Annotated in this window: 21 protein-coding genes and 1 pseudogene; 16 read left to right on the forward strand and 6 right to left on the reverse strand. The window is 63.2% G+C overall.

Annotated elements, in window-relative coordinates:
• Positions 1 to 203 precede the first annotated feature (203 nt).
• Positions 204 to 455 (reverse strand): hypothetical protein, encoded by a 252-nt coding sequence (locus tag AC59GX_RS19330; protein WP_497302334.1) that lies wholly within the window; start codon positions 453 to 455, stop codon positions 204 to 206.
• Between the two features lie 571 nt (positions 456 to 1,026).
• Between AC59GX_RS19330 and AC59GX_RS19335 the strand changes: the two genes are divergently transcribed.
• The 4 genes from AC59GX_RS19335 to AC59GX_RS19350 all read left to right on the forward strand — a co-directional run bounded on the left by AC59GX_RS19335 (position 1,027) and on the right by AC59GX_RS19350 (position 4,642).
• Complete coding sequence (locus AC59GX_RS19335) at positions 1,027 to 2,127, forward strand: histidine kinase dimerization/phosphoacceptor domain -containing protein (RefSeq protein WP_497302336.1); 1,101 nt, start codon at positions 1,027 to 1,029, stop codon at positions 2,125 to 2,127.
• Positions 2,127 to 2,591: a response regulator gene (locus AC59GX_RS19340; protein ID WP_497302337.1), complete on the forward strand. Its 465-nt coding sequence runs from the start codon at positions 2,127 to 2,129 to the stop codon at positions 2,589 to 2,591. Before AC59GX_RS19335 ends, AC59GX_RS19340 begins: the two co-directional genes overlap by 1 nt.
• A gap of 259 nt (positions 2,592 to 2,850) precedes the next feature.
• On the forward strand, positions 2,851 to 4,200 hold the full coding sequence (locus AC59GX_RS19345) for a PAS domain-containing protein (protein WP_497302338.1): 1,350 nt from the start codon (positions 2,851 to 2,853) through the stop codon (positions 4,198 to 4,200).
• 91 nt (positions 4,201 to 4,291) lie between these two features.
• Positions 4,292 to 4,642 carry a response regulator gene (locus AC59GX_RS19350; protein WP_497302339.1) on the forward strand — a complete coding sequence of 117 codons (351 nt, stop codon included), beginning with the start codon at positions 4,292 to 4,294 and terminating at the stop codon, positions 4,640 to 4,642.
• A gap of 1 nt (position 4,643) precedes the next feature.
• Here the strand turns inward: AC59GX_RS19350 and AC59GX_RS19355 are convergent, their stop codons facing one another.
• Positions 4,644 to 4,850: a ComEA family DNA-binding protein gene (locus AC59GX_RS19355; protein ID WP_497302340.1), complete on the reverse strand. Its 207-nt coding sequence runs from the start codon at positions 4,848 to 4,850 to the stop codon at positions 4,644 to 4,646.
• 32 nt (positions 4,851 to 4,882) lie between these two features.
• On the opposite strand from AC59GX_RS19355, the gene AC59GX_RS19360 reads away from it, so the two are divergent.
• From AC59GX_RS19360 to cobA, 10 genes and pseudogenes are all read left to right on the forward strand, one after another.
• Complete coding sequence (locus AC59GX_RS19360; RefSeq protein ID WP_497302341.1) at positions 4,883 to 6,514, forward strand: aminotransferase class I/II-fold pyridoxal phosphate-dependent enzyme; 1,632 nt, start codon at positions 4,883 to 4,885, stop codon at positions 6,512 to 6,514.
• 58 nt (positions 6,515 to 6,572) lie between these two features.
• A pseudogene (locus tag AC59GX_RS19365) lies at positions 6,573 to 7,066 on the forward strand (nucleoside deaminase).
• Between the two features lie 179 nt (positions 7,067 to 7,245).
• Positions 7,246 to 7,782 (forward strand): MAPEG family protein, encoded by a 537-nt coding sequence (locus tag AC59GX_RS19370; RefSeq protein ID WP_497302342.1) that lies wholly within the window; start codon positions 7,246 to 7,248, stop codon positions 7,780 to 7,782.
• Positions 7,783 to 7,925: 143 nt separating this feature from the next.
• Complete coding sequence (locus AC59GX_RS19375; protein ID WP_497302344.1) at positions 7,926 to 8,504, forward strand: ANTAR domain-containing response regulator; 579 nt, start codon at positions 7,926 to 7,928, stop codon at positions 8,502 to 8,504.
• Positions 8,504 to 9,718 (forward strand): CmpA/NrtA family ABC transporter substrate-binding protein, encoded by a 1,215-nt coding sequence (locus AC59GX_RS19380; protein WP_353464923.1) that lies wholly within the window; start codon positions 8,504 to 8,506, stop codon positions 9,716 to 9,718. Before AC59GX_RS19375 ends, AC59GX_RS19380 begins: the two co-directional genes overlap by 1 nt.
• Before the next feature lie 372 nt (positions 9,719 to 10,090).
• Complete coding sequence (locus tag AC59GX_RS19385) at positions 10,091 to 11,473, forward strand: MFS transporter (RefSeq protein WP_497302345.1); 1,383 nt, start codon at positions 10,091 to 10,093, stop codon at positions 11,471 to 11,473.
• Between the two features lie 38 nt (positions 11,474 to 11,511).
• Complete coding sequence (nirB, locus tag AC59GX_RS19390; protein WP_497302346.1) at positions 11,512 to 14,013, forward strand: nitrite reductase large subunit NirB; 2,502 nt, start codon at positions 11,512 to 11,514, stop codon at positions 14,011 to 14,013.
• Positions 14,010 to 14,348 (forward strand): nitrite reductase small subunit NirD, encoded by a 339-nt coding sequence (gene nirD, locus AC59GX_RS19395; RefSeq protein WP_175518279.1) that lies wholly within the window; start codon positions 14,010 to 14,012, stop codon positions 14,346 to 14,348. The genes nirB and nirD overlap by 4 nt, the downstream gene beginning before the upstream one ends.
• Positions 14,349 to 14,463: 115 nt before the next feature.
• Positions 14,464 to 17,058, forward strand: coding sequence for a molybdopterin-dependent oxidoreductase (locus AC59GX_RS19400; protein ID WP_353464927.1), 2,595 nt, complete (start codon positions 14,464 to 14,466; stop codon positions 17,056 to 17,058).
• Entirely contained in the window at positions 17,048 to 17,866 is an 819-nt protein-coding gene (gene cobA, locus AC59GX_RS19405) for a uroporphyrinogen-III C-methyltransferase (protein ID WP_497302348.1), read from the forward strand. The genes AC59GX_RS19400 and cobA overlap by 11 nt, the downstream gene beginning before the upstream one ends.
• Before the next feature lie 440 nt (positions 17,867 to 18,306).
• Here the strand turns inward: cobA and AC59GX_RS19410 are convergent, their stop codons facing one another.
• From AC59GX_RS19410 to AC59GX_RS19420, 3 genes are all read right to left on the reverse strand, one after another.
• Positions 18,307 to 18,693 (reverse strand): type II toxin-antitoxin system HicB family antitoxin, encoded by a 387-nt coding sequence (locus AC59GX_RS19410; protein WP_497302349.1) that lies wholly within the window; start codon positions 18,691 to 18,693, stop codon positions 18,307 to 18,309.
• A gap of 41 nt (positions 18,694 to 18,734) precedes the next feature.
• The gene (locus AC59GX_RS19415) at positions 18,735 to 18,923 is read right to left on the reverse strand and encodes a type II toxin-antitoxin system HicA family toxin (RefSeq protein ID WP_497302350.1); all 189 of its coding nucleotides are present in this window, start codon (positions 18,921 to 18,923) and stop codon (positions 18,735 to 18,737) included.
• Between the two features lie 185 nt (positions 18,924 to 19,108).
• Positions 19,109 to 19,681, reverse strand: a complete 573-nt coding sequence (locus tag AC59GX_RS19420) for a TetR/AcrR family transcriptional regulator (RefSeq protein ID WP_497302351.1) — start codon at positions 19,679 to 19,681, stop codon at positions 19,109 to 19,111.
• A gap of 117 nt (positions 19,682 to 19,798) precedes the next feature.
• Between AC59GX_RS19420 and AC59GX_RS19425 the strand changes: the two genes are divergently transcribed.
• Positions 19,799 to 20,497: a glutathione S-transferase family protein gene (locus AC59GX_RS19425; protein ID WP_497302352.1), complete on the forward strand. Its 699-nt coding sequence runs from the start codon at positions 19,799 to 19,801 to the stop codon at positions 20,495 to 20,497.
• Positions 20,498 to 20,602: 105 nt separating this feature from the next.
• On the opposite strand, the gene AC59GX_RS19430 is transcribed toward AC59GX_RS19425, so the two are convergent.
• Positions 20,603 to 21,172, reverse strand: coding sequence for a TetR/AcrR family transcriptional regulator (locus AC59GX_RS19430; protein WP_497302353.1), 570 nt, complete (start codon positions 21,170 to 21,172; stop codon positions 20,603 to 20,605).
• Positions 21,173 to 21,277: 105 nt separating this feature from the next.
• On the opposite strand from AC59GX_RS19430, the gene AC59GX_RS19435 reads away from it, so the two are divergent.
• A complete protein-coding gene (locus tag AC59GX_RS19435) occupies positions 21,278 to 22,684 on the forward strand; it encodes an amidase (protein WP_497302355.1) in 1,407 nt (468 codons plus the stop codon).
• Positions 22,685 to 22,743 lie beyond the last annotated feature (59 nt).

Raw genomic sequence — 22,743 nt, forward strand, 5'->3', positions numbered from 1 at the left:
CTGAAGCTGTAAAACAGCGCTTCCTGCGCTACCGTCCGCTCGCCCATCATCGGCCCGTCTCCGCTCACCTTGCGAAGATTGAATCAGACCGCCGACACCACTGCAAGGCCGACTTATTCAACACAATCGGGCGGAAGCGGAATGACCGGGATTGAAGGAAACCCGGAACGGCCGGCCTGGAGAGGAAAGCGAACGTTCGCTCTTCACGGAAACTCAGAAAGCAGGCCTGAGAAGCTGACAAGTACGGCAACGAGGTGCGCTGTCGCCAACAAGAAGATCGAAGAAATTTTCGCAGTAACAGTGCGGCCAATCAGTGCGCCGTATAAGGGAAACTGGAGCAGCCCCACGCCCATAGCGACAGGCCCTATTGACCCCTCAAGCTGACTGATGAGGATGCTGAAAGGGAACAGCAGGCGTGCCGTGATGTATGAACCATGCCCGGCGCCACCTGACATGATCGCCGCAAGGATAGCCGGGCCCGTGACGAGGGTTCCAATACCGACCCCGCGCCATGTACCAAGCCGGGTCCGCCGCGCCACTGAATTGGACTGTGCCATCTGTGCAAGATGCCCTGCCAAGCCGATGTTCGCAATCGGCCGGCACCGGACCTACGAGTGGGGCTCGAACCCGCCAAACGCTACGGTCGCTAGTTCCGTCGGTTCCGACAGCGTCAGGTCCCGCGACCAACTTACCGAATTAACGGATGTCCGCAAACGGGAAGCGTAACGGTAGCCGGGAACGGCAAGGATTGGGCGGAACTGCCCGGCAGCGCGAGACTGATAGGACCCAGAAGCAGACGTCCCCGCCCCCTTCTAAGCTTCCCTACTTCTGCCATTCGTTCAGCTTCCAGCCTGCAAGACGGGTCGCCGTTTTTCGATCTCAAAGAGGCTTTGTACGCGCAAGCCATGCCGCTCAGTGGCCATGCCTTAGTGAGACGAACTCGATCTCTCAGCGGAACGGAAGCCGATCAAAACGATTTAGTCCCCGCACGGAGTTCGGCTGGTCGGCACGCTCCACGGAGGCGTGATGAAGCAGCGGGACGATTGGCATCTGACGGAAGCGCTCGACTACGAGCACGGGCGAGCTGACCCTTTTGCCGCGGCTGTTCGGGCTACCCGAATGCCTATGGTCATCACGGACCCCGCGCAGACCGATAACCCTATCGTCTTCTGCAACGAAGCCTTTCAAACGCTGTCGGGCTATGACCGAAGTGAAATCATTGGCCGTAACTGCCGCTTCCTGCAGGGTCCCGATACCGACCGAGAGCAGGTGGCTAAAGTGCGTCGGGCAATCGACGCCCAGACCGACATTGCCGTGGACCTCCTAAACTATCGAAAGGATGGATCTGCGTTCTGGAACGCGTTGTATCTGAGCCCTGTACGCAATGACGCCGGTAAGGTTGTATTCTTCTTCGCCTCTCAGCTTGATGTTACTGACCGCGTCAAAGCGCAGACTATCATTTCAAAGCAGAAGTTATTGGTCGAACAGGAAGTCGAGGCGCGCACGTCAGACCTCGAGGCCGCGTTAGATGCGAAAACTCTGCTGCTTCACGAAGTCGACCATCGCGTAAAGAACAATCTTACGATGATCGGATCACTTCTGCGTTTGCAGGCGCGTAGCATATCAGACCCGGCCGTTTCATCAAAACTTGAAACCATGCTCGAACGGGTTGATGCGCTGGCGACAGTGCATCGCCGCCTTTATCAGTCGGACGACGTCACCCGCTTCGATGTCGGGGCGTTTACCGAGAATCTAATCGGCGACGTCGTTGGTGCCAGCCGACGCGACGACATCAAGCTGGTTTCGAACATTTCGCAAATAGAGGTGCCGTCCAGTAAGGCGGCATCGCTTGGGTTGATCCTCAACGAGATAGCGACCAACGCCATCAAGCATGCATTTGCCGACGGGCGAGCCGGTACGATTTCTGTCCGCACCGCCCTAGAAGGCAATAATGCCCTGATCGAAATCACCGATGATGGCCATGGGCTTGCCAGAAATGACGTTCAGCCGGACGGCATTGGCAAGATGCTTATCTCCCGCCTCGCCAAGCAAGTCAGGGCCGACGTCATGTGGTCCGACGCCGCCCCCGGGGTTCGTGTATCTCTCTCATTCCCGGTGGACGATTAATGAATGTACGTGCCCAACCGCCGTTGAACGTGCTGATCGTCGAGGACGAAGCTCTTTTGGCAATGGATATCGAAGCGATGATCGAAGACGCAGGTCACCGTGTCGTCGGCGAGGCTGCGTCTCTCTACGAAGTTGAAGACCTGGCAAGCGATCTCCATCCGGACCTGGCTTTTGTCGACATACAGCTTGCGAAAGGCACCAGCGGCCTGGATGTCTGTGCACTAATCCGGAAGCGATGGGCGGCCGCGATAGTCGTCTTCGTCACTGCAAACCCGCTCAAGATTCCAGCCGACTTTGCCGGTGGCCATGGCGTCATACCCAAGCCCTTCTCCCGGAATGGTTTGATGTCCGCAATGCGCTACATCGAAGAGGGTGTCTGCGATCCGCCGCCCGTATCCCCGCAGCCAGCGAGCTTCATTGCTGCGCCCGCGTTTGCCGCAGAGTGGTCCCAGACCAGTCCCTGATTCCGGGTGATTAGCGACAATCGCATGGCCTCACGAGGTGGGACGACAGATGACGGAAGTTCTACATAAATTCGATTACGTTGATCAATCAACGTCTTACCGCTAGGACGTTCCCGCTTTGGACCGTCAGCCACTCCCACCTTCGCCTATTCGACCGCACGATGCCTCAGGTGTCGTACGCGAGGCTGTCGACGCATTTGCGTCCCGCCTCAACGAACATGACCCCTTCGTTGCGGCGTTCGATCACTGCATTACGCCGATGGTCGTCAGCGATCCAACGCTACCGGATAACCCGCTGGTTTACGTCAATCGTGCGTTCGAGGCTCTGACGGGGTTCTCGGCGGTCGAGGTCGTTGGCCGGAATTGCCGTTTTATGCAGGGACCGCTGACCGATCAGGCCGACGTCCGACGCATGAAGGACGCGATCGCTCGCCGCGAGCCGATCGATATCGACCTCCTGAATCACCGTCGTGATGGCACGCCGTTCTGGAACCGCCTCATGGTCGCGCCCGTGCATGACGCGACCGGCAGCCTACGCTACTTCGTGGCATCTCAGCTCGATGTCACACTCGAGCGGCACGGGCTGTTGCAGTTGGAACGCGACCGCGACTCGCTGAGTGCCGAGCTTGCGAAGCGCGAAGTTGCGCTAGCCGAACGAGAGGCCCGCCTGGCACTTGCGCTCGATGCTGGCGGACTGGGCACTTGGACCATCGATCTGCCAGAATGGCGGCTCACCTACTCGCCAAGTTGCCTGACGAACTTTGGAAGGCCGGCCGGAGAGATATTATCGGCGGAAGGCTTGTTGGCTTGCGTGCACCCAGAGGATCGCGAACTCGTCAGATTCTCGCTGAACAGCGCTATCGAGCATGGCACGCGTTATAACGTCGAATACCGCATATTGACGCCTGAAGGCGAGCAACGCTGGATCCATTCCCAAGGCTCGCTGCAGCGCCGTGCGGATGGCACGCCGTTGGCGGTTTCGGGCTTTTCGAGCAATGTTTCAGCGCGCAAATTTGCCGAGGAGCAACGGTCGGTTCTGGCCCATGAACTGACACACCGCGTGAAGAACACACTTGCGACGGTCAGTGCCGTTGTCAGTCAGACGCTACGCGATGCTGGGTCCCTTGCTGAGGCTCGGGATGCGGTGTCGGGCCGCATCGCTAGCCTTGCGTCTGCGCACGAACTGCTGCTCAAGGACGAGATCGAAGGCGCGGCAATCGGTGAGATCGTCGAGCGAGTGCTGGCGCCGTTCATGGACAGCAACGGTCGACGGTTTTCCGCTGTCGGCCCGACGATACGGCTGACCCCGGAAGTGACACTTGCGTTGTCTATGGCACTGCACGAGCTGGCGACCAATGCGATCAAATATGGAGCGCTCTCGGTACCGGAGGGTCAGGTGAGCATACGCTGGGACCTGAACGGCAATGCAACGGAACGCCGACTTACCTTCTCTTGGGCGGAGCAGGATGGACCTATCGTTGCTATGCCAACACGTGTTGGATTTGGTACGAGAATGATTGAGCGCGTCCTATCACGCCACATCCGCGGCAAGGCGGAAATCCAATATTTGCCGGAAGGTGTTCGTTTCGCAATCGAAGCGCCGATCTGAGCTCTCGACCTTGTCTGACATTTATTAACGCCGTGGCGGGCCCATTGTGTGACCACATTGGTTAAGAGCTCAGCTTATCGGGATCTGTCATATGTGCCATGTGCTCGTCATCGAGGATGATTTCCTCATCGCCGATCACATCATCCAGCTGATCGAGCGGGCTGGCGGCACATCCTTTGATCAGGCTGCTTCGCAAGATGAGGCTATCGATGCCGCCAGGTTGAGGCCTCCCTCGATCATCATGTCCGACGTCAATCTCTCGGCGGGCACCGGCCCTGCCGCGGTGGAAGCCATCATCTTGGAGCATGGGCCGATACCCGTTATCTTCGTGACCGGGACGCGCGAAGCATGCCATGTAAGTCGGCCATCGATGATTGTTCTCGACAAACCGATCAACGAACAAGCTCTTATCGCGGCGTTCCAAAGCCTGGCGCCTGCCTGAGTCAGCGATCGCCGACGGTCAGTGAAGCAGTCGCCCCATCGGCCTTACCGGTAAGACCGGGTACTCCATCAAGTTGTCTTAGGTCACTGAACCCGCGACGTTCCTCACGATAGCGGACGATCTCGAACCCGTGCCCCGCTAGCGCCGGGATGGCGTCCAATTCCGCCACACTCGCCACGTTGACGTTGATCGGCATCTCGTTCCTCATAGCTCTTCCTCTTTCGTACCCTTGGCGACAGAATGTTGGAAAAGGGCTTTGCTATCGATGAGCGCCCTAGACAGCTCAGCGGCAGGTTTGATTCATGTCCGCCTTCGGCGGATAACTGCCTGTTTGGTAAAGAAGATCAACCATCGTGGAGGGGCTTTCCAGTATCCGTGCGTTTCACCCACTCGACCAGGAGAGGGTTCGGCATGGATCAGAAGAGTGCGCCGTTGGCCGATGCATTGGCGGCGATCGAGAAGAGGCCGGTCATCGGATTTGGAGCGCCGGGCCACAGCCAGGGTGCAGCCATTCCTGGCGGGATGAAGGCACTGCTCGGCAAGCGCGTTTTTGAAGCCGACGTGCTGACGCCGAAGGGGCTCGATGATCGTACCGAAGGCAAGCTGGCCCTTCAACGTGCGCACGAGATCGCGGCGGAGGCCTGGAATGCCGACTTCTGCCGGTTTGTAACCGGCGGATCCACCCAGAGTCTTCACACGGTTATGGCCTCGGTCGCCGGACCAGGTGACACCATTCTGGTCGCGGCGAATGCCCACAAGGCCGAGCGTACCTACGCGCTCGCGACGGGGCTCAATGCCGCCATCGTGCCGGTCCAGATCGACGGGGAATGGGACATTGAGCATGGTGTTGAGCCGCAGGCGCTGAACGCCGCCTTGGCGGCCAATCCAACCGCCAAGGCGTTCATCGTCGTCAGCCCAACCTATTACGGCGTGACGAGCGATATCGCGGCACTCGCCACTGTCTGTCACGATCACGGTATTCCCATGATCGTCGATGCCGCTTGGGGTGGTGCGTTCGCATTTTGTGAAGGACTGCCTGACGATCCGCTGACCAAGGGGGCGGATGCCGCCGTCTACAGCGCCCATAAGACGATGGGGGCCCTCGCGCAGGGATCGGTGATCGTCGCCAAGGGCGACCTGATCGATCGCCAGCGATTGTGGATGGCCTATGAGCTGTTCGAGACCACCAGCCCATCGGTACCGATCCTAGCAACGCTTGACGCGACCCGGCGAGATCACGCGTTGAACGGGGAGCAGATGTGGAACGGCGTCATTGCGCTGGCGGAGAAGGTCCGCAGGAAGATTGCCGGTATCGCCCCCCTGCGCGTGTTCGGTCATGATCATTTGCCGCCAGATGCCAGTCTGGACGTCACGAAAGTGCTGATCGACGTCTCGGCGCTGAGCGTATCGGGGTATGCTATCGATGACTGGCTCTACAAGCATCACCGGATCAGCATGGGGCTGTCCGACGCCCGGCATATTCTGGCTGTTCTGTCCTTGGGCACAACCAGGTCCGATCTCCGCAAGCTCGTCCGTGGTTTGCAGGATCTCGTGAATCAGCTCGGTTCCGATCCCTCCATCCTGCCGGCAATCCCACCTGTGCCCGGGATCGGCACCCTGTCCGTCGACATGGCGATGCCTGGGCCTGCGGCACTCTACGGCCTAGCCGAGATGGTGGCCTACGAGGCGGCTGAGGGAAGGATCGCAGCCGAGATGATCGCGCCCGCGCCGCCCGGCGTACCTCGACTGGTGCCGGGCCAGCGCATCACTGCCGCACACGTCGCATGGCTTGTCGCGAACCGTGATGCCGGGGCTTTCGTGATGGATCCGGTCGATCCCACAGAAGCGACCGTCAGGGTGGTTCAGAGCTGACGCAGCAACCGGATCGACACGCCAAATCTAACAGCAACTGCAATTAGGTGGAAACGCAATGCAGACCGATACCGACGAACACTGGATGCAAATGGCGTTAGACGTCGCGCGCTCCAAAGGGTCCGATCCCTCAACCTCCCCGCTTGGATGCGTCATCGTGTTAGACGGGAGGGTGATTGCCGCCGAACGCAATCAGACCAAGGAGCTGCCTGACGCAACCGCTCATGCCGAGATGATGGCGATCCGTCGGGCTTGTGAGCAAACCGGAGAACTGGAGCTGCGCGGGCGACGTTATACTCGACACTCCAGCCCTGCGGCATGTGCACGATGGCATCGATCTGGTCGAAAGTCGGCCGCGTCGTTTACGGTGCTGGTCGCAACGATGTTCATCCGATGTATTTCGAGGCAAAGCACGTCGACACTCTCGGCTTCATCGGGGACGCCTATCGGGACGATATCGAGATCGAGGGTGGCTGCCTGCGCGACGCGTGCGCTGAACTCTATTACGGTCCCGATGCTGACTTAAACAAAGAGGAACAGGCCAACCTATAAGCACACAGCATGTCATAGGCGACGACTGTTTGCGGCTGTGAGCGCGAGGGTAACGCAAAGCCTCCTCGAAGCAGCCCCGACGACCCAGAAGGCGACGCTCAGGGCATTTAATCAGCTCGCCCAAACCGGACGCTGGTTCATATGCTGCGGCCAGCCCGGTCTGGTGTTAGAGAGGGCCGATGGCTGGCTCAAACAATTTCCAGCGTGAGCAACGTGGCGTTGCTACCAGAATGGTGGCGGCACTTTGTGTCACTATACTGGTGACCGCGGCTTGCATGTACATGAGTGTCCCGCCCTTTCTCCCGCTGCAAGATCGCCTGATTGCCGTCGCAAGGGCAGACCTTTTGGTCCTCTTCTGGCTTGCAGCGACGATTGGAAACGTGGCGCGACTACGTTTCTTCTCGGCAACCGATATCGCCGGCAGTGCCTCCAAGACCGGCAGTGCGGACATAAGCAGCGCCAACGCAGTATTGCAAAATACCTTGGAGCAGGTGGCGTTGGCGGTTCCGATCCATGTCGCGCTGGCAGTGCTGGTTGAGTCGTCGGTGACGCTGATCATTGCGCTTTCGATGGTCTTTGCCGTCGGGCGTCTCCTGTTCTGGATTGGCTACGCGAATGGTGCGAGGTCTCGGGCATTCGGATTCGCGTTGACCTTTTACCCGAGTGTCGTTGGACTGATCATTGCGGTGGTCGCGGTAGTGCGATCGTCGCTCTAGCGAGGTGAGCCGGGCAGCGACGGCAGCGACGACCCATACCCGGACGTTCGCGCTCCGTTCGCCGCTCCCCAACTTCAGACACTCATTCATCTCTGTGCGGGTGTCCCCTCGCCATGAGGATCGGTGCAGCATAAGACTGCGTGATGCGGATCGCGATCATCGACACAAGCACGACGCGTGCTGCGATCATTTCGGAAGGCCTGCGTGAGGCCGGCCTCGACGATATCGTCGTTATCGACGGCATGCTCGGGATGGTTGCGGCGTTGGAGAAGGCAGCGCCCGAAGTGGTGCTGATCAACCTCGAGAATCCAAGCCGCGACGTGCTCGAGGAGTTCTTTGCCGTATCGCGCGCCCTCGCCCGACCAGTTGCGATGTTCGTCGATCAAAGTGACGCAGAGTCCACGAACGCGGCGGTTGATGCAGGCGTCTCTGCCTATATCGTCGACGGGCTCGCCAAGCAGCGGATCAAGCCGGTCATCGACCTCGCGATCCGCCGGTTCCAAGCGTTCGCGCGATTGCAGGCGGAACTGCACGAAGCTCGCAGCGCACTCGCCGATCGCACCACCGTCGACCGCGCCAAGGCGATCCTGATGAAGCGCCGCGGCATCGACGAACCGACCGCGTACGGCCTGCTCCGCGCGCAGGCGATGCGATCCAACCGGCGGATCGCCGAGATCGCCGACGCGATCATCACCAGCGACGCGCTCATGGGAGATTTGTGATGGCGCTCGACCGGGTTCGCATCGGTTTCCTCCCGCTCGTCGATGCGGCGCTGCCGATCCTCGCGCGCGAACGTGGGTTCGCCGAGGCCGAGGGGCTGGAGATCGAACTCGTCCGCGACATGACTTGGGCGACTGTGCGCGATCGGCTGCTGTACGGCCATACCGATGCCGCGCACATGGTCGCACCACTGGCGATCGCGACGGCACTGGGGCGTGGACGACCGGCAGTGCCGATGGCGGTACCGTTCGTGCTGGGGCTCAACGGCAATGCGATCACGCTGTCGTTGCCGCTCGCGGCGCAGGTGATGGACGGCGACGCGCTTGGCGATCCGGTGGTGCTCGGTGCGCGACTGAAGGCGGTCGCAATCGCGCGCGCCGCGGCGGGACGGCGGCTGCGGTTCGGCGTGGTGCATCGCTATTCGAGTCATAATTACATGCTGCGCTACTGGCTCGCGGCGGTCGGCATCCGCCCGGATACCGACGTCGAGATCGTCACGACCAGCCCGACCTTCGCCGCCGATGCGCTGGCGGCGGGCGAAGTCGACGGCATCTGCGTCGGCGAGCCCTGGAACGGCGTCGCGGTCGATCGCGGGGTCGGGCGGATCGCGCTGGTAACGGCACAGGTCTGGCAGCGTGGGGTCGAAAAGGTGCTGGCGATGCGTGCCGCCACGCTGGCCGAGTGTGGCGACGTCGTCCACCGGCTGATCCGCGCATTGCACGCTGCGGCTGCGCAGTTCATCGATCCGGATACGCTTGAGGAGAATGCGGCGATACTGTCTCGTCGAGAGTATCTCGATGCCCCGGTCGATGCAGTGGCGCGGGCGATCGGCGACCGAGTGCGGCTGGTGAAGGACGCGCTGCCAATCCACGTGCCCGACTTTATGTTCCAGTACCGCGAAGCGGCGAACTTCCCTTGGCGCAGTCAGGCGGCATGGCTGTATTCGCAGATGGTGCGATGGGACGGCACGCCGTTCTCGGCTGAGGATGCGGACGTCGCGCAAGGTGTGTTTCGTCCTGACGCGTATCGCGCGGCGCTGATTGGCTCAGGCGCGCCGTTGCCGAATGCGAGTTCGAAGCTGGAGGGGGCGATCGGCGCGGACAGCATTGGCGCGGGATCGACACAGGGGCGGTTGATCCTTGGGCGCGATGCGTTCTTCGATCGGCGAGCGTTCGATCCCGACGATATCGAGGGGTATCTGGCCAGCTTGCCTTGAACTCTCCTCTCCCCCCTGGAAGGGGGCGGTTGGGGGTGGATCGGCTGGCTTGAGCCCCTTCGGTTCGGACATGCGGAAGCCGACCCACCCCCTGCCCCTCCCTGGAGGGGTGATCCCGGAGTCAATTGCCCCGCCAAGCCCCAATCTGCTGCATATGCGAAATGACGCTTGCGCGATGGGGCCTCTTCGTTCATCTTCGCATTGTCCGGCAAGGGAGTCGGACACGAAATTATCGCGAGACCGGTTCCAACGAGGGGACCTGACCGCGTAGGGCGATCACCGATCGTCCACAGGCAACGAAGCCGCTCCGATGCGTCCACAAGGTCGCCGTCGGGGCGGCTTTTTCTTTGTCCATCGCAGATGGGGGAAATCATGCTGTTCGCATCACCGGGAATCGACACCGCCGCGCCGAAAGCCACACGGATCGACCTGTTCAGCGCCGCCACGCCGCAGATGCGCGCGTTCCACGTCACGTGGCTGGCGTTCTTCGTGTGCTTCTTCGCATGGTTCGCCGCCGCGCCGTTGATGCCGCTGATCAAGACCGAGTTCGGCCTCAGCAAGGACCAGATCGCCAACATCAACATCGCCGCGGTCGCGGTGACGATTCTGGTTCGGCTGGTGGTCGGGCCGCTCTGCGACCGGTTCGGTCCGCGACGTGCGTATACATGGCTGCTGCTGCTCGGTGCGATCCCCGTGTTCGGGCTGGCGTTCGCGCAGACCTACGAGACGTTCCTGTTCTTCCGACTCGCGATCGGTGCGATCGGCGCGTCGTTCGTCATTACGCAATATCATACGAGCGTGATGTTCGCGCCCAACGTCGTCGGCACCGCCAACGCGACCGTCGGGGGCTGGGGCAATGCCGGCGGCGGCGCGGCGCAGAGCCTGATGCCGCTGGTCGTCGCGGCGCTGATTGGGCTCGGGGTGGAGCACGCGTTCGGATGGCGCGCGGCGATGTTCGTGCCGGGCGTCGCTATGCTCGCGATGGCGTTCGTCTATGCGCGCTACACGCAGGACACGCCGCAGGGCGACATCGTCGACCTCCGCGCCGCGGGCATCGAACTCGATGGCGGCAAGGCGACGGGCATGGCGATCTTCCGCCGCGCCGCCGCCAATTACCGCACCTGGATGCTCGCCGCGACGTACGGCGCCTGCTTCGGCGTCGAGATCTTCATCCATAACATCGCCGCCAGCTATTACGTCGACCGGTTCGGCCTTTCGTTGACCAACGCAGGCCTCGCCGCCGGGATCTTCGGCGGTCTAGCCCTGTTCGCCCGCGCGCTCGGCGGGATCGCGAGCGACCGGATCGCGCTCAGCAAAGGGCTCGACGGCCGCGCGCTGCTGCTGTTCGCGCTGATGCTCGGCGAAGGCGTCGGGCTGGTGCTGTTCGGTCATGCCGGCAGCGTGACGCTCGCGATACTGGCGATGACGATGTTCGGGCTGTTCACGCACATGGCGTGCGGCGCGACCTATGCGCTGGTGCCGTTCATCGACCGCAAGGCGCTGGGCGGTGTCGCCGGGCTGATCGGCGCGGGCGGCAATATCGGCGCGGTCGCGGCGGGGTTCCTCAACAAAGCGTCGGCCACCCCGCAGCAATGTCTCATCGTGCTCGGCTACGTCGTCGCAGGCACCGCGGTCTGCGCGCTCGCCGTCCGCTTCTCCGCCACGCACAAATCGAACGAGCGCGCGCTGCTCGACGCGGCGCTCGACGCACGCCGCACCAGCGACCGCTCGGTCAACGGCGCGCTCCCCGCATGACCCTCCCTTCCCCGGCTCCAACCCGACTGGATGATCTGATGGAACACCAAACCCCCTTCCCCGACACCCCCTTTTCCAAGCGGCGCGAGCATCTCGTCGTGATCGGCAACGGCATGGCCGGCTGTCGCGCGGTCGAGGAGCTGATCGCGCGCGACCCGACCCGCTACCGCGTGACGATCTTCGGTGCCGAGCCGCACGTGAACTACAACCGCATCATGCTGTCGCCGGTGCTGGCGGGCGAGAAGACGTTCGAGCAGATCGTCATCAATGACCACGCCTGGTACGCGACCAACACCATAGAGCTGGTGACGAGCGATCCGGTGCACGCGATCGACCGCACCGCCAAGACCGTCACCGCACGGTCGGGGCTGACGGTGTCGTACGACAGGCTGCTGATCGCGACCGGCTCCGATCCGTTCATCATCCCCGTCCCCGGCAAGGACCTGCCCGGCGTGATCTCGTTCCGCGACATGGCGGACGTCGACCACATGCTGGAGGCTGCGGGCAAGGGTGGTGCGGCGGTCGTCATCGGCGGCGGGCTGCTCGGGCTGGAGGCCGCACACGGGCTCACGCTGCGCGGGATGAAGGTCACGGTAATCCACCTGATGCCGACGCTGATGGAGCGGCAGCTCGACGAGGCGGCGGGGTGGTTGCTCAAGTCGGCGCTGGAATCGCGCGGTCAGGTCATTCTCACCGAGGCGAACACCGCCGAGATCGTCGGCGATACCCACGTCGAGGGCGTGCTGCTGAAAGACGGCACGCTGATCCCCGCCAGCCTCGTCGTCATGGCGGTCGGTATCCGCCCCTCCGTCGCCCTCGCGCGCGACGCCGGGCTGGAGATCGGCCGCGGGATCAAGGTCGACGACCACATGGTCACCAGCGACCCGTCGATCCTGGCGGTCGGCGAATGCGTCGAGCATGACGGCAACGTCTACGGCCTCGTCGCGCCGCTGTGGGACATGTGCCGCGCGCTCGCCGATGGATTGACCGACAGTCACAGCGGCTATCGCGGATCGGTGACCTCGACCAAGCTGAAGGTCGCCGGGCTCGACGTGTTCTCGGCGGGCGATTTCTCCGGCGGTGCAGGCGCGGAGGACATCGTCCTGCGCGATGCGTCGCGCGGCATCTACAAGCGCGTCGTGGTCAAGGACGACCGGATCGTCGGCGCGGTGCTGTACGGCGACACGACCGATGGCGGCTGGTATTTCGACCTGCTCAAGCGGGCGGAAGACATCGCGCCGATCCGCGACATGCTGATCTTCGGCCAGTCGTTCGCCTCGGGAGGAGGCACCGCGGACCCTAAGGCGGCCGTTGCGGCGCTCCCCGACGATGCGGAGATCTGCGGCTGCAACGGCGTCACCAAGGGCAAGGTCGTGGCGTGCATCGGCGCCGGCAACGCGACGCTCGACGCGGTCCGTGCGACCTGCAAGGCGTCGGCGTCGTGCGGATCGTGTACCGGGCTGGTCGAGACGCTGCTCGCAGTTACCTTGGGTGACGAATATTCGGGCGAACGTTCGGTGAAGACGATGTGCAAATGCACCAGCTTCGGCCACGACGACGTCCGCCGCGAGATCGTCGCGCAGGGCATGCGCTCGATCCCCGAAGTCATGCAGAAGATGAGCTGGTCGACGCCGGACGGGTGTTCGTCGTGCCGGCCTGCGCTCAATTACTATCTGCTCTGCGCGTTGCCGGGCGACTACAAGGACGACCAGCAGAGCCGCTACGTCAACGAGCGCGTGCATGCCAACATCCAGAAAGACGGCACCTATTCGGTCGTGCCGCGGATGTGGGGTGGGCTCACCAACCCGCGCGAGTTGCGCGCGATCGCCGACGTCGTCGAGAAATACGACGCGCCGATGGTCAAGGTGACGGGCGGCCAGCGGCTCGACATCTTCGGGATCAAGAAGGAGGATCTGCCAGCGGTTTGGGCGGATCTGAACGCCGCGGGGATGGTCAGCGGGCATGCGTACGGCAAGTCGCTGCGGACCGTGAAGACGTGCGTCGGGTCGGACTGGTGCCGGTTCGGAACGCAGGATTCAACCGGGCTTGGCGTGAAGGTCGAGCGGATGACCTGGGGCAGTTGGATGCCGCACAAGTTCAAGATCGCGGTCAGCGGCTGCCCGCGCAACTGCGCCGAGGCGACGATCAAGGATTTCGGCGTGGTGTGCGTCGACAGCGGCTACGAGCTGTCGGTCGGCGGCAATGGCGGGATCAAGGTCCGCGCGACCGACTTCTTGTGCAAGGTCGCGACCGAGGACGAGGCGATGCATTACTGCGCCGCGTTCATCCAGTTGTACCGCGAGGAAGCGCGCTATCTGGAACGCACCGCGCCGTGGATCGAGCGCATCGGCGTCGCGTATATTCGCGAACGGATCGCCGACGATCCGGAGGGCCGCGATGCGCTGGCGGCACGGTTCCTGTTCTCGCAGCAGTTCACGCAGGACGATCCGTGGGCGGCGCGCGCGGCGGGTGAGCATCGCGAGCAGCATGCGCCGATGGCGCGCTTCACGCCCATCGATCAGACGAGGGAAATGGCATGATCGGCGAATGGCTCGATATCGGCTGGGTCGACGAGATCCCGGTCCGCGGCAGCCGTACGGTGCAGGTCACCGGCGGCGACGACATCGCGGTCTTCCGCACCGGCGACGGCAAGGTCTTCGCGCTCGCCGATCGCTGTCCGCACAAGGGTGGGCGGCTGTCGCAGGGCATCGTGCACGGCGGCGCGGTGGCGTGCCCGCTGCACAACTGGCGGATCGCGCTGGATACGGGCGAGGCGCTGGGCGAGGACAAGGGGTGTACGCCGGTGATCCCAGTGAAGGTGTCGGGGGGCCGGGTTTTGCTCTGCCGCACCTCAACCATGAAAGCCGCCGCATGAGCGCGCCACTGCTCCCCCTCCCCTCCGGGGAGAGGGCCGGGGTGAGGGTTTGGGGCGTGTGCTGGCCTTCCCAACTACCCCTCAACCAACCCTCTCCCCAAGGGGGAGAGGGCTAATGGCCTCCGTTCGCACGACGTGCGCGTATTGCGGTGTCGGCTGCGGTATCCTCGCGACCCCGACCGGGGAGCGGTCCGTCACGATCAAGGGCGACCCTGACCACCCCGCCAATTCCGGCAAGCTCTGCTCGAAGGGTACGCATCTCGGCGAAACGATCGGACTCGAAGGCCGCCTGCTGACCCCCATGATCGGCCAGCGTCGCGCATCCTGGGACAAGGCGCTCGACCTCGTCGCGAAACGCTTCCGCGACACGATCGCACAGCACGGCCCGAACAGCGTCGCGTTCTATGTCTCCGGACAACTGCTCACCGAGGACTATTACGTCGCCAACAAGCTGATGAAGGGCTTCATCGGCTCGGCCAACATCGACACCAATTCGCGGCTTTGCATGGCGAGCGCAGTCGCGGGCCACATGCGCGCGTTCGGCGAGGACATCGTGCCCGCGAGCTACGACGATCTCGACGCCGCCGACCTGATCGTGCTGGTCGGGTCGAACACCGCCTGGTGCCATCCGATCGTCTATCAACGCATCCGCGCGCGCTGCGACGCCGGCGCCAAGCTCGTCGTGATCGACCCGCGCCGGACCGAGACCGCGGACGAGGCGGACCTTCATCTTGCAATCCGCCCCGGCACCGACGTCGCGCTGATGAACGGCCTGCTCGCGTGGTGTCGCGACGCGGGCGTGGTCGACTACGACTATCTCGCCGCGCATGTCGCGACGCCCGATGCGTTCTGGGACCAGTTCGACGAGGGCAGCGACCTGTGGTCGGTCGCGCGCATCTGCGACGTTCCGCCGCAGGATCTCAGGCGCTTCTTCGAACTGTTCGCCGCGACGCCGAAGACGGTGACGATGTTCAGCCAGGGTGTGAACCAGTCGCTGTCGGGCACCGATCAGGTCAACGCGATCACCAACCTGCACCTCGCCACCGGCCGCATCGGCAAGCAGGGTGCAGCCCCCTTCTCGATCACCGGCCAGCCCAATGCGATGGGCGGGCGCGAGGTCGGCGGGCTCGCGTCGAGCCTCGCCGCGCACATGGATTTCGCGCCCGAGAACGTCGCCCGCGTCGGCCGGTTCTGGGCCGCGCCCAACATGGCGACCAAGCCGGGGCTGAAGGCGGTCGACCTGTTCCGCGAACTCGGCAACGGCCGGATCAAGGCGCTGTGGGTGATGGCGACCAACCCCGCGGTATCGATGCCCGACGCCGGCCGCGTGCGCGAGGCTCTGGCGGCATGCCCATTCGTCGTCGTCTCCGACGTGATCGAGACGACCGACACATCGGTCCACGCGCACGTCCGCCTGCCCGCCGCGGCATGGGGCGAGAAGGACGGCACCGTCACCAATTCGGACCGCACGATCAGCCGCCAGCGCGCGTTCATGGCCGCGCCCGGCGACGCAAAACCGGATTGGTGGATCATCTCCGAAGTCGGGCGGCGGATGGGCTGGAAGACGGCATTCTCCTACGACCGCCCCGCCGAGATCTGGCGCGAGCATTGCCGGCTGTCGTCCTATGAGAATAACGGCACGCGGCTGTTCGCGCTTCCCGGTCATACCGCCAAGGGCAATGCGGAATACGGTGCGATGATGCCGTTCCGTTGGGGCGGCGCACCCTTCGCGGACGGCCGGTTCTCGACTCCCAATGGCCGTGCCCGCCTCGTGCCAGTGGCGCAAAAGCCGGTTGCCGCACCACTCGCCCGATGGCCGATGACACTCAATACCGGGCGCTACCGCGACCAGTGGCATACGATGACCCGTACCGGCCTGTCGCCCAAACTCGCGCGCCACCGCGAGGAGCCGCTGGTCGAGATTCACCCCCACGACGCGGTACGGCTGGGGATCGTGGATGGCGGCCTTGCGCGCGTACTCACGCCGCAGGGCGACAGCCTCTTCCGCGCGAGCGTCGTCGCGACGCAGCGGATCGGCGAGCTGTTCGTACCGATCCACTGGACAGACCGCACCGCGACCGGCGGCCGTGCCGGGCTGCTGCCTCGCCCGCTAGCCGACCCTGTCTCGGGTCAGCCGGGCTTCAAATCCACGCCCGTTCGGATCGAGCCCGTCGCGACTGAATGGCGCGGCTTCGTCGTGGTCCGCGACGAACTGGCGACGCGCCCCGATTGCCTGTGGGCGACGCGCGTCGCGGTACCGGGTGGAACGGCGTGGGACATGGCGGGCAACGGCGACGCCGCCGCACTCGACGCGTTGCTGCCGAAGGGCCAGCGGATCGAGGCGGTCGATGCGGCTCGGGGCTCCCGCCGGATCGCGATATTGGAGGGCGGCAAGCTCGCCGCAGTGCTGTTCGTGACCCGGGACGGTGCACTTCCGCCCCGCGACTGGCTCGTCGCGCAACTGAGCGAGGCCATCGCCGCGCCCACCCTGCTCGCCGGCCGCGCGCCGGGCATGCAGGTCGACCGTGGCCCGATCGTCTGCGCGTGCTTCGACGTCGGGCTGAAGACCATCCTCGCCGCGATCGCGGACCAGCATCTCGCCGACGTTCCCGCGATCGGTGCGGCACTTAAAGCCGGCACCAATTGTGGATCCTGCCGCCCTGCCCTCGCCAAACTCCTCGTCACGCAAGGATCAGCAAATGTCGCATGATTTCCCGCCCGGTTCGGTCTGGCTGGTCGGTGCCGGCCCCGGCGATCCCGACCTTCTCACGCGGAAAGCCGTGCGGCTGATCGCGGCGGCCGACATCGTGTTCTACGACGCGCTGGTCGGCCCGGGCGTCCTTGCGCTCATCCCCGCCCGCACCGAAGTCGTGAGTGTCGGCAAGCGATCGGGGCGACATTCGAAGGATCAGGTCTCGATCAACGTCTTGCTCGCCAGGGCAGCGCGCGCGGGCAAGCGCGTCGTCCGGCTCAAGGGCGGAGATCCGTCGATCTTCGGCCGCTCGACCGAAGAGCTCGACCACCTCGCCGCCAACGGCATCACGGTGCGGATCTGCCCCGGCATCACCGCCGCCAGCGCCGCTGCGGCGTCGGGTGGCGCGTCGCTGACGCTGCGCGGCCTCGCACGAAAGCTGACGTTCGTCACGGCACACGCCCGCGCCGGCGAAGCGCTCGATCTTGACTGGACCGCGCTCGCCGCGTCCGATGCCACGCTCGCAATCTACATGGGCCGCGCCGCCGCCGCCGAAGTCTCGCGCAATCTGATCGCCGCCGGTCGCGCGCCCGACACGCCGGTGATGGTCGCGGTCAACGTTTCGCTTCCGACCGAACGCATCATTCGAGGTCGATTGTCTGCGCTCGCCTTCCTGGTCGAAACGATAAGCGATTGCGATCCATCTCTGCTGCTGATCGGCGAAGCCGTCGCTGCGGCACCCAACGAAGGCACGGGGTATTCCGGATTGCTATCGACAGTGGCAGCTCGTGTGAATCAGATGTTGCCCGAGGGCAGTTTGCACTGAGAACTGACGATCTCTCTTGACGACTGGGACTTCCGGAATTGGGGGATCTACCACGAGCCGGCGTAGTACTCTGCTGCCTGCTCGGCAGGTGGTTGGGGTATGCGCTCCCGGTGGATTGGGTAGCACTGACCCACAATCGGACGTTCACGCCCCTTCCTTCGCTTCCCGAATTCGGACGCTGGTTCATCTTTGCAAAAAAACCGATTTTGAAGCCTGGCTATCCGCTCGCGAATGTCCTGACGGGGAGGAAAAGCGGACTGGCGGCTTTCGGTCGTGCGCGGCTCTTATCGCCTACGGAAAAGCAAAACGAACCCGCCCATAAGGCAGCCCAAAACTAGCACCAGCGAGGTGCCACCGATCCACACGATCGAGCGGACCCCAGCGCCATCTCGCGCTGCCGATGCGCGAGGAAGCTGCGCTAGTAGGCCGATATGCCCGCCTTATGCCATCGCTGCCAGTTTCGCTTTGGCAGCTTCGGCAAGAAAGCCCGACCGGTTCTTCGCCACGCGATCAATGCGGGCCAATAGCCCCTCGTCGATCGATACTTGGACGCGTACCGCCCGGCCGGGGCGTTCGCCGCGCACCAGGATCCTCGCCACCTCATCGACATCCGGGTCGCGCGCAATAATGTCGAGCTCGGTCGGCGCGGGAATGACGTCGCCGTACTCGATCGACACCGCGAGATGCCCGGAAAGCGCTTCCTCGGCAGCAAGCGCTGCTTCCTGAACGGTGGCACCGGCCGAGGTGCATCCGGGGAGGTCCGGGAAGAAAACGCTGAACCCATCATCGGCTCGTTCGATGACGGCGGGATAGTAGACGGTGGCCATGACGCAGGATCCTTTCAAGGAGTGTCACGACGGGGTGAGGCTCACCTGAGCCTCATCCCGCTTTGGGTTTCGATGCTCTTTAACGTTCCGATCGCCATCTCTGATTTTGGATGGGGGACCGTTACGGTGCCGGGCAACGTCGGGTGGCGGAACTGCTTATGCGATCCGGACTGGCGGACTTCCGACCACCCGGCCTTCTTGATCAACTTAATGACTTCGGCGCTTCGCATAGCTCGCCCTCCGATGTGTATTCAATACACAAGGCTAACTGATCACACAAGCGTTGTGTATGAATTACACATCGAACTAATCCGCTGGGTAAGGTGTGACCGAGCAGCCGCCACACAACGGGAGTGACCGCACTTCCAGTTAAAGCCGGATCCCTGTCGTCGGCGTGTCGAGCCTCGGAAATCCGCTAGTTCGGAAGCGGCCCGGCCTGACGGTAGCTTTCAATCAGGGCATCAAAGATGGCCACGTCAGATCTGCTTCGTGCCAGGATCTGGGCGCCGGCGACCGCACCGTAGATCGCACGTGCTCTGGCACCCACGCTGTTAGCATCCCCCAATCCTGCGGCGGCCAGCTGACGGCTCAGCCATGCGACATTGACGTCGGCGAAGGCCTGGACCTCCTTTAGGACCGGCGCGGGGAGCTCGTCATGCTCCGCCGCCATGAAGCTGCTCAGGCACATTCGGTTGCCGCGCTCCAGCGATGCCCGAAAGATGCCAGGGTATTGCCGCAGCGCTTCCGCGGGCGAATTGGCCCTCGTCGAAATCGCCTCGAGATCACGGGCAATGTCCTCCCAATAGCGACGGGCGACCGCCTCGCCGAGCAGCGCCTTGTTGGCGAAGTAATAGTTGATGCTGGCCGCCTTGATGCCAACCTTCGTCGCTAGGTCGCGAAAATTGATACCGCCATAGCCGCGAGCCATAGCCGCCTCGCGCGCCGCCAGCAGGATCGCTTCCCGAGCATTTTCCTTGATCGTCGCCATTGTCGAACCTCCACCTGCCATATGGCAGGCAGGGGTTGACAACGCAAGATGCAGAGCGCAGTCACCTGCCTGTCATCTTACAGGCAGGTGACTGGTACGAAATAAGCGAGACATCTGATGGCCGACAAGCTGACGCTCTTCACCTCTCCCTCAGCCTTCCCCAATCCACAGCGGCTACGCATCTTCATGCATGAGAAGGGCATCGCCGACCGCTTCGCCGAGACGGTGTACGACATGTCGCCCGTCGGCGAGCAGCGCGGGTGGCCACACCTAAAGATGAATCCCTGGGGCGAGACGCCGACGCTGGCGCTGGCCGACGGCACGTTTCTGAGCGAAACCTCCGCCATCGCACGCTACCTCGACGACAGCTTCGAGGGCCGCAAGGTCATGGGCGAAACGGCCCACGAGCGTGGGCTCGACCAGATGTGGGACAACCGGGTCTGGGTGCACATCCTCTACCCGATCGTCACGGCATTCCATGTGCTTCACCAGGGTCTCGGTCCCAAGTTGGAGCTGACGCACAACCCCGCCTGGGGCGAGCATTCGCGCAAGGTGGCGCTGGCGCATGCGGCGCTGGTCGACCGACACCTCTCGGACGGGCGCCCCTGGCTGCTGAGCGGAGACGAGCCGACGTTCTCGGACATCACGTTGGCGACGGCGATTGCCTTCTCGAAGTTCCCGGTCAACGCCACCCCGCTAGATGAACGCTTCGAGTTTATCGACGCGTTCTGGCGGCGCTGGCAAACCCGGCCGACCTTCCTGGCCGCTTATGCCGATGGTAAGAGTGGTGTTCCGGAACTCGACGCTCGCGCCTGAGCTGAGGACCTGACGACAGTGGGTCGGCGGGGAGCCAATGCCCTCCGACGACCCGCATGGCGCCCAATACTGTTTGGCGTTCCATCACGGCAGCAGGCCACGACGTCACGCGGGTAGAAGACCTGCCTCCCGGTAGGCGCCGACCAGGCTATCGAACACGCCAATTTCGGATCGGCTTCTGGCCATTAGCTGCGCGCCCGTGATCGACGCGAAAATGGCACGTGCCCGCGCTTCGGCCGCTACGGTCGAGCTGGCGATCTTGGCGGACACAAGCATACGGCTGAGCCAGGCAACGTTGACGTCGGTAAAGGCGTGGACCTCCTTCATGACAACCTCTGGCAGATCGTCATGCTCCGCCGACATGAAGCTGCCAAGGCACAGTCGGTTCCCGCTCTCTAGCGACCGACGAAACACCTCTGGGTATCGCTGCAACGATGCTTTGGGGTCTTCCTCCTCAGCGTGGATGACCTCAAGATTGGCTGCAGCATCCTCCCAGTAGCGCTTGGCGACAGCAGCCCCCAAGTCGGCCTTACTGGCGAAATGATGGTAGATGCTCGCCGGCTTGATGCCGACGCGGTCGGCCAACTCACGAAAATTCATGCCGCTGTAGCCATGCGCCTGCGCGATCCGCCGGGCTTCCAGGAGGATCACTTCCTTCACGCACGTCGCCGCCATCGCCTCCGCTCCATACCAAGTCTAACGATCGTTAGTTAGTCGTTGACACGCTCATTGTGAAGGCTCAGGAACCGTAGCCTAACGAACGTTAGATAGGAGGCGTGCATGACAGACAACATCATCTTTTCCGACGCAACCAAACTTGCCGAGCTGATCCGTACAAAGGCGGTGTCGCCCGTGGAGGTGGTGCAGAAACACCTCGACAGGATCGACGCTACCAACCCAGCAATCAACGCCATTGTGACGATTGCCGATGACGCCATTGCGGCAGCAAAGGCAGCAGAGAAGGCGGTGTTGGCGGGTGATGATATCGGTCCGCTGCACGGCGTGCCGTTTACCGTGAAGGACTCGATCGACACGGCGGGTGTGTTAACGCAGCGAGGTTCGCCGATCTTCAAGGGTCGGCTTCCTGATACTGACGCAACCAGCGTTGCACGCATGAAGGCCGCCGGCGGAATCGTGCTCGGCAAGACCAACCTGCCCGAGTTCTCCTATTGGATCGAGAGCGACAACCTACTCTCCGGCCGATCGAACAATCCGTGGGACGTGACCCGCACGCCGGGCGGATCGAGTGGAGGCGAGTCCGCCGCTATTGCAGCTGGCATGTCGCCGATCGGCCTTGGCACCGATCTCGCAATCTCCGTTCGCGGTCCGGCTGCACAGACCGGCATCACCTCGATGAAAGCGACGCATGGCCGGGTGCCGATGACCGGTATCTGGCCACGTGCGCCCCGCCGCTTCTGGCATGTAGGCCCGATGGCGCGGTCAGTACGTGACATCGCCCTTGCCTTCGCACAGCTCGCAGGTCCCGACGGCCATGACGCCTTCGCGACCAGCATCGTGCAGTTCGATGCCGGCATCGGGCGCCAGCCTGATCGCCCGCTGCGCGTTGGCTGGATGGTCGGCCCAGGTTTTGGTCCAGTTGATGCCGAAGTAACTGCTACGGTTAAAGCCGCAGCGGAAGCGCTGAAAAATCTCGGCATCCATGTTGAGCAGGTCGGCATCCCCGCACTGGAGCGGGACTTCGCGCTGGACGTCTTCAACCGGCTCCACGTCATGGAGATGAAGCCTGCCTTCCGCGAGGCGACCGCCGGTCACGAAGATCAAATGTACAAGATGGCCAAGACGATGTTGTCCCTGCCCGACACCTCGATGACTGATTTCATCAATGCCGAGCAGGCTGCTGAGCGCATCCGTGATGGCTATGCGGAATACTTCCGTGGCTTCGACGCGCTCATCACGCATGTGCTTCCGATCCCGGCACACAAGCACGGCGTCGAAAAGTTCGTCATCGACGGGCAGACCGTCGATGCCACCTATCTTCAGGGTGCAACTGTGCCTCTCAACGTTACCGGACTACCTGGGATCTCTATGCGCTTTGGCACGAGCAAGGAAGGCCTGCCAATCAACGTACAGGTCGTCGGTAGCTGGCTTGCCGAGTCCACGATCTTGCACGTGGCGTCGCTCTTGGAGAAAGTCAGCCCTGTGCGATATCTGCACCCTACCCTGTGACGGTAAAGTGCCACCGGGTCGAGTTCACCGAGGGCGCTACCCTGTTCCCGCCGCCCGCT

The sequence above is a fragment of the Sphingomonas sp. 320_CC genome (genome assembly GCF_059691795.1).